This window comes from Sutterella sp. KLE1602 (assembly GCF_001578585.1).
Lineage (GTDB): Bacteria > Pseudomonadota > Gammaproteobacteria > Burkholderiales > Burkholderiaceae_F > Sutterella > Sutterella wadsworthensis_A.
In genome coordinates, this window is the sequence record NZ_KQ968538.1 from 26,584 (window position 1) to 32,640 (window position 6,057).

General features: G+C 57.8%; 4 protein-coding genes. 3 read left to right on the forward strand and 1 reads right to left on the reverse strand.

Features of this window, described 5'->3' with window-relative positions; genetic code table 11:
* Positions 1–19: 19 nt before the first annotated feature.
* Complete coding sequence (locus tag HMPREF3036_RS12135; protein WP_062332742.1) at positions 20–361, reverse strand: OmpA family protein; 342 nt, start codon at positions 359–361, stop codon at positions 20–22.
* Between HMPREF3036_RS12135 and HMPREF3036_RS12140 the strand changes: the two genes are divergently transcribed.
* The 3 genes from HMPREF3036_RS12140 (at position 341) to HMPREF3036_RS06570 (ending at position 5,897) form a co-directional block, all read left to right on the forward strand.
* Entirely contained in the window at positions 341–694 is a 354-nt protein-coding gene (locus HMPREF3036_RS12140) for a hypothetical protein (RefSeq protein ID WP_062332745.1), read from the forward strand. The genes HMPREF3036_RS12135 and HMPREF3036_RS12140 overlap by 21 nt on opposite strands.
* A gap of 186 nt (positions 695–880) precedes the next feature.
* Positions 881–1,828: an Abi family protein gene (locus tag HMPREF3036_RS06560; RefSeq protein ID WP_062332748.1), complete on the forward strand. Its 948-nt coding sequence runs from the start codon at positions 881–883 to the stop codon at positions 1,826–1,828.
* A gap of 625 nt (positions 1,829–2,453) precedes the next feature.
* Complete coding sequence (locus HMPREF3036_RS06570) at positions 2,454–5,897, forward strand: autotransporter domain-containing protein (RefSeq protein ID WP_082897386.1); 3,444 nt, start codon at positions 2,454–2,456, stop codon at positions 5,895–5,897.
* Positions 5,898–6,057 lie beyond the last annotated feature (160 nt).

Below are 6,057 nucleotides of genomic sequence, written 5' to 3' on the forward strand. Positions count from 1 at the left end.
ACATTGCATTCAAACCGAATTACTGCTCGAAGTGCAACTCGATGCGCCGGTTTTGTTGACGACCTTCCTCAGTGCCGTTGTTGTACTTGAACGACTCACCCCTACCCTCTGAGGCCAGTTTGTCCAATGCAATGCCCTTCTCCGCCAGATAGGCCTTGACGGCTTCGGCGCGGCGCAGGGAGAGCCTCAGGTTGTAGGCATCGGTTCCCATGCTGTCCGTCCATCCCACCACGGTCACGCGATCCTCTCCATGGTTGGCTTTGATGACTGTCAGGGCCTTGTCCAGAGCGGCCTTGCCTTCCCGACGAAGCGTCGACTTGTCAAAATCGAAGTACACGTCATGAAGTTCGATGACCGGCACCTTGGCGCAGTCCTTGTAGAAGGCCTCTTTCGTGATGCGGGCGCCACCACGGCCTCGGGCATTCCTGCCGACCTTCTTCGTGACAAAGGACCGCTCCTGATGCTCATCTGGGTCGTCACGGGCTACATGTCCGGTGAATGGCTGAGCCTCAATGCGGGCATGACGGGCTTCATCCTCATAACCTTCTTCATCTCGACCTACCGCATCATTCGCATGATGAACGGCAACCTCGAGGCGTTCGACCTCGTCGGTGAAAAGGTGATGGAGATCGCCGAGGACGCCAAGGCGGAGCTTGCTGCGCAGGCACGCGAAGAGGACGAGGAGGAAGACTGAAGGGATCGACAGGCATGAAGCACTGTTGCTCCTCAACACAGGCACTGTCGAAAAGCGCTTTTGAGGTAGACACACACCGTTATTTCTGCTACTATCTCATCCTAACAACACCCCGCAAGCTTAGTTTCAATCTCGCAAGAGAACGAAAATGCTCACTCCGCGGGGTTTCCTTTTTCTAGGCTTGACATGATTTACTCCAAACCGCACGCTACGTTAAAAGAGCAAGTCCAGCGCCTCAGAGAGAGAGGCTTAATTATTGATGATGAACAGCGTGCGGAACACTTTTTATCCATTGCAGGATACTACCGAATTAGCTCATATTGCTATCGCTTTGAGTTTCCTCCGGTAGACGGGAAAAGGACACACCAATTCAAAGAAGGCACTCGCTTCGACGACATCATTCGGGTTTACGTTTTTGATCAAAAACTTCGAACCCTAATGATGGAGGCACTCGAGCGGTTTGAAGTTGCTGCAAGGACCGTATGGGCGCACGCGATGTCAGAAACATACGGGCCCCATCCTCACATGGAAGTCGACCCCTTCACGGACAGAGATGAATATTTCGAAAGCTTTGTCAACCTCATGAAGGAAACAAAGCGCTCTCAGCGCAATTCGGAAGAGATTAGTCACTATTTAAATCATTACGAGACCCCCTTTCTACCTCCGATATGGATCATCATTTCCGTGATGAGTTTCGGAGAGTTGTTCAGGTGGATCAAAAACACAAAGTCCACTCAGGTTAAATTAAAAGTAGCAAAGGCTGTCGGACTACCTAACATTCAAGTACTTGAAGGTACAGCGAGAGCTCTAACGACCGTCAGAAATCTCTGTGCTCACCATGGCCGCCTCTGGGACAGAAGATTCTCCACGAAACTTCCCTACATAAACAAAAACCTTCAGGTACCCCTTAAAGCAACAGTAGATGTTAGTGGCGGCAATGAGGCGGACCCGAGAATGTTCAACTACATCGTCGTCTTAGCGCACTTAATGCTTTTTTTGAACCACTCCAGTACATGGCCTTTCAGAGTTGCTTCCCTCGTTAAAGATACTTTGAACAAAGAAGAGCAAAGTATCATGGGTTTCCCTGAGGATTGGGAAAACAATTCGTTCTGGCTGACCAACTCAGGTCATTAACACTGGGCATTTTTTTCTACGGCCATCAAAAGGCGGCGAACGGGTCTGCACCCCTTCCCGCCTTTTTTCCTTCATGCCTCTGACCTCGCGAAAGTCTCGCCTGCCAACCTATAGACTCTGTTGCACAGACGCTTTCCCTTTCAGTAGGACGAAACAGATGTTTCGCACTGCTGAGAAAGCAGCAGGCCATCGGAAGCACGCGCCTTTTCATGATTTCCGCCCATGCATCATCGTTCAAGCCTACCAGCCGGACCTGAATTCCCGCGCTGACGACGCTCGAAAAGTAGCCGAAGACCAACCGCAGCTTCTCGACATGATGATGTCGTTTCGGATTTCTCAAGTCCTCCAGCCTCCACTTCCGTCCTCGCCAGTACAAGCCGCGCAGAACGTCTTTTCATAGGTCCTCCCACTTCCTCCCAATCAGGCGACTTTCTCGTGACGGGAGCAACCCGAACGGCTTTCTCAAGCCGATGTGTTGTAAAAATACCTCAGAAGCCCAACTGTTTCCCCAATTTTGTTGCCATTTTAATGTGGATACGGGTTTTCCCTACCCCCCCCTTCCAAAGATTTTCTATCGTTGAAACAACTCTTCCAATTTCTTTCAACAAAAATTCTCGGAGGAAACATGCAAAAGACTGTAATCGCGTGCTGTGTCGGCGCGCTTTTCGCTGCAGGGACAGCCGCAGCGGCGACCCATGAACAGGACGGCAAGACTGGCATCGCCGGTGAAGGTTCCGCCCTCACCGTCAACACTCAGACTCAAAACGTCACGGATAAGAGCCAGCTCATCGGCGGTTGGTGGCATTACACGGATTTGGTTACCGCTGAGACCGATCTCAATCATGCAGGTTCCACGAGCGACCTGACCGTTGATCTCACCAACGAAAAACAGGTCGATGAAATCGTGGGCGGGAACTACATCAAGCAGCCCACGGGCCTCGCCGACAAGACGCATGAAGCCACCATCGGCGACACGAAGCTGACCGTCAAGGCCGTCAAGACTGAATACATCGTCGCCGGCAGCAAGGCGAACAATTTGGGCAAAGGCTCCATCGTCAACGGAAACACGACGCTCGTTATTGAAGACGTGTTCATTGAGTACGCAGCCGACCCGTCCAAGGGCGCCGTGGTAGGCGGAAACTACATCAAGGCCTCAAGTCCCAGCGCCGGCATGGTCTCCCAAACGAACTCCACTGTCGGCGACACCTCCGTCACCATCAACGGCGGAACCGTCAAGGGCTCCGTCTACGGCGGCAGCTTCGCCGAAAACTATACTCACGTGGATACGCCCGACATGCAGCTCAAGCTCACGACCGGCAACTCCTCCCTGCAGATCAATGGCGGCACGTACAACGGCCATGTCGTGGCCGGCAGCGGCGTCACGGGACAGGGAACTTCCTCCACGGCTCAATCCGCCGCCGTTACGATCAATGCAGCCAAGAACAAGACCGTCACCCTCGGGAACAATAGCATTCTCATTGGCGGCGACTACCTCGCCAACCGCGGCAAGTCCGAGATTGAAGGCAACACCTCCGTCACCGTGACGGGTGAAGGCACAATCACGCTCGGCAAGGGCATCGTCGGCGGCAGCTACGTTGCTGAAAACAAGATGGGCAACGCCGCAGCTTCGAGCAAGGAATACACGGCCTCCGAAATCAAGGGCGCAACCAACATCCTCGTTGACGCCGCCAACGTCACGGTGATGGACGAAGTCATCGGCGGCACGTATCTGCGCCAGACCGTCCAGGACACTGACAAAGACAGCTTCGTTTCCGCCACGGTCGGCAGCACGAATCTCATCCTCAAGGCCGGCACCTTCAAGTCCAACGTCATCGCCGGCGGCAAGTCCAACGACTACACGGGCAGCCTCTCGAGCCACGTTCTCGGCGACACCTCGCTCACCATCACGGGCGGCACCTATGAAGCCGCAGTGCTCGGCGGCGGCTCCGCCAAGGCGGGCCAGGGTAAAGACGTATCCACCAAGCGCGACGTCTCCGCCGACGTCAAGGGCACGGCCCGCGTGAACGTCACGGGCGGCACGCTCAAAGGCGTCGTGGGCGGCGGTCTGAGCTACTTGTACACCAGCGCCGCACTTACCGACGCCGTTGTGACGACCCACGTTGAAAATGTAGCAGCCAATATTACTGGCGGCACGATCAACACCATGGATCACAACAGCGGTCTTGACGACTTCGGGATTCCGGCCTCCGTCGTGGGGGGCGGCGTGGCATATTCCAAGAGTACGGTAACCACCAACAAGGTGGAAGCCACCGTTGAAAACGTCGACATGACGATCGCAGGCAAGGGCGTCAAGCTCTCCGGCGACATCTACACCGGCGGCTTTGCCCATGGCGCCAAGACTGCTGCCTCCGTCAACAGCACCCGTCTCACGATCGCCGACGCCACGCTCGGTGCTGCGGACTCTCAAGTCAACGTCTTCGCCGGCGGCTACGCCGCATTGGGCGCAACCTCTACGGTCAAGACCTCCGAGGTGACGATCGCCAACTCGAAGATCTTCGGCAACGTCTACGGCGGCGGCAACAAGGCCGACGCACAGAGCAACGTCACGGTCGAAAACTCTGTCATCACGCTTGACGGTGCCGATGTCACCGGCATCGTTTCGACCGAATCCTTCGAGCCCTCCGTTAACGCAGCGCTCATGCGCCTCGCCGAAGCCGACACGGGCGCGGGTGATGCTGAGGCGAACAAGACCCAGCGCACGATCAACCTCATCAACTCCAAGATGGGCACGCTCCAGATTTCGGCCAAGCAGGACACGGAAACGTCTCTTTATCTTGTAGGCAGCAACACCGTCGGCGCGATCACGGGCGGCAAGGCCTCTGAAATCGTCTTCGACGGCACCGGCACGCCCGCCGGCGAGGCGATCCTGACGCTCACGAAGGAAGGCGCCTCGTTCGACATGTCCGGCGACAAGGACATCGTCGCCAGGAACGTCGCTTCGGGCACGCTCCTCGTTGACGGCAAGTACAAGACGGCCGCCGAAACCACGGTGACCCTCGAGAACGCCTTTGGCGACGTGGTCTACGACCTCGGCAAGGATGCCATCGACAGCACCGACCTGCTCCTCACCGATGCCGGCATCGTGATCGGCACGGGCGACACGGCCCAGACGATCGGCGCCTCTTCCGTGAAGCTCTCCGAGAGCTCGAAGACGCTCGCCGAAGCCCAGCTCGGCTCCGTCGCCTTCGTGACGCAGGGTGCCGAATTCGTCGCCGACGAAGGCATGCGCTCGATCCGCGCCGCCGCGAAGGAAGGCTCGTTCACGGCCTTCGGCGCGATGGCCGGCGGCTACAACCGCTACGAAACGGGCTCGCATGTTGACGTCGAGGGCTTCTCGCTTGCGGTCGGTACGGCCGGCCGCATCAACAACCTGACGCTCGCAGGCTTCGTTGAAGCCGGCTGGGCCTCGTCCGAATCGCACGTCGCCTCCACCGAAGCCGACGCCGACCACGACTACTACGGCGTGGGCGCCGCGATGCGCTATGACTTCCAGTCGCCCTTCTACCTCGACGGCGCCGTCCGCCTCGGCCAGATCTCGACCGAATTCGACGGCTCCTACGGCACGGGCACCGCGAAGTACGACGCCGACGGCCTCTATGCGACGGCTCACATCGGCGCGGGCTACGTCTTTGACTTGACGCCCGACGTCAAGTTCGACGCCTACGGCCGCTACCTCCTCTCCTATGTCGAGGGCGACGACGTCACGCTCGAAAGCGATGCGAAGGAACGCTTCTCCATGGACGACACGACGACCCATGCGGTCCGCCTCGGCGCTCGTCTTGAAGGCGCCTTCCAGACCTTCGACTGGTACGCCGGCCTCGCATACGAGCACGTCTTCGACGGCGAGGCCGAGGGCGAGCTGAAGTTCGCGGGCGCCACCGCCGCGCTTGATGCGCCGAGCCTCAAGGGCGACAGCGCCATCGTCGACCTCGGCTTCACCATGAAACCCGAAGCCAACGGTCCCTGGACCATCGGCGTGGGCCTCAAGGGCTATGCCGGCGACCGCCGCGGCGGCACCGGCAGCGTAAACGTCCTCTACACGTTCTAAAGCCTCTCTCCCCCGTCTCCTCTCGCAAGGAGGCGGGACCCACCAGTAACAACGGCGGGCTCCCACTCGGGAGTCCGCCGTTTCTTTTGCCGTCTGCATCAAGTCGCCTCCCCGTCACGGGAAAACGGCACTGTTGAAGTGCCTGAGAAGGCGCTTCCTG

What these genes read in the sequence shown, in the direction of transcription:
- HMPREF3036_RS12140 (WP_062332745.1), top strand. Translation starts at nt 341, where the DNA reads ATGAAGTTCGATGACCGGCACCTTGGCGCAGTCCTTGTAGAAGGCCTC.
- HMPREF3036_RS06560 (WP_062332748.1), top strand. Translation starts at nt 881, where the DNA reads ATGATTTACTCCAAACCGCACGCTACGTTAAAAGAGCAAGTCCAGCGC.
- HMPREF3036_RS06570 (WP_082897386.1), top strand. Translation starts at nt 2,454, where the DNA reads ATGCAAAAGACTGTAATCGCGTGCTGTGTCGGCGCGCTTTTCGCTGCA.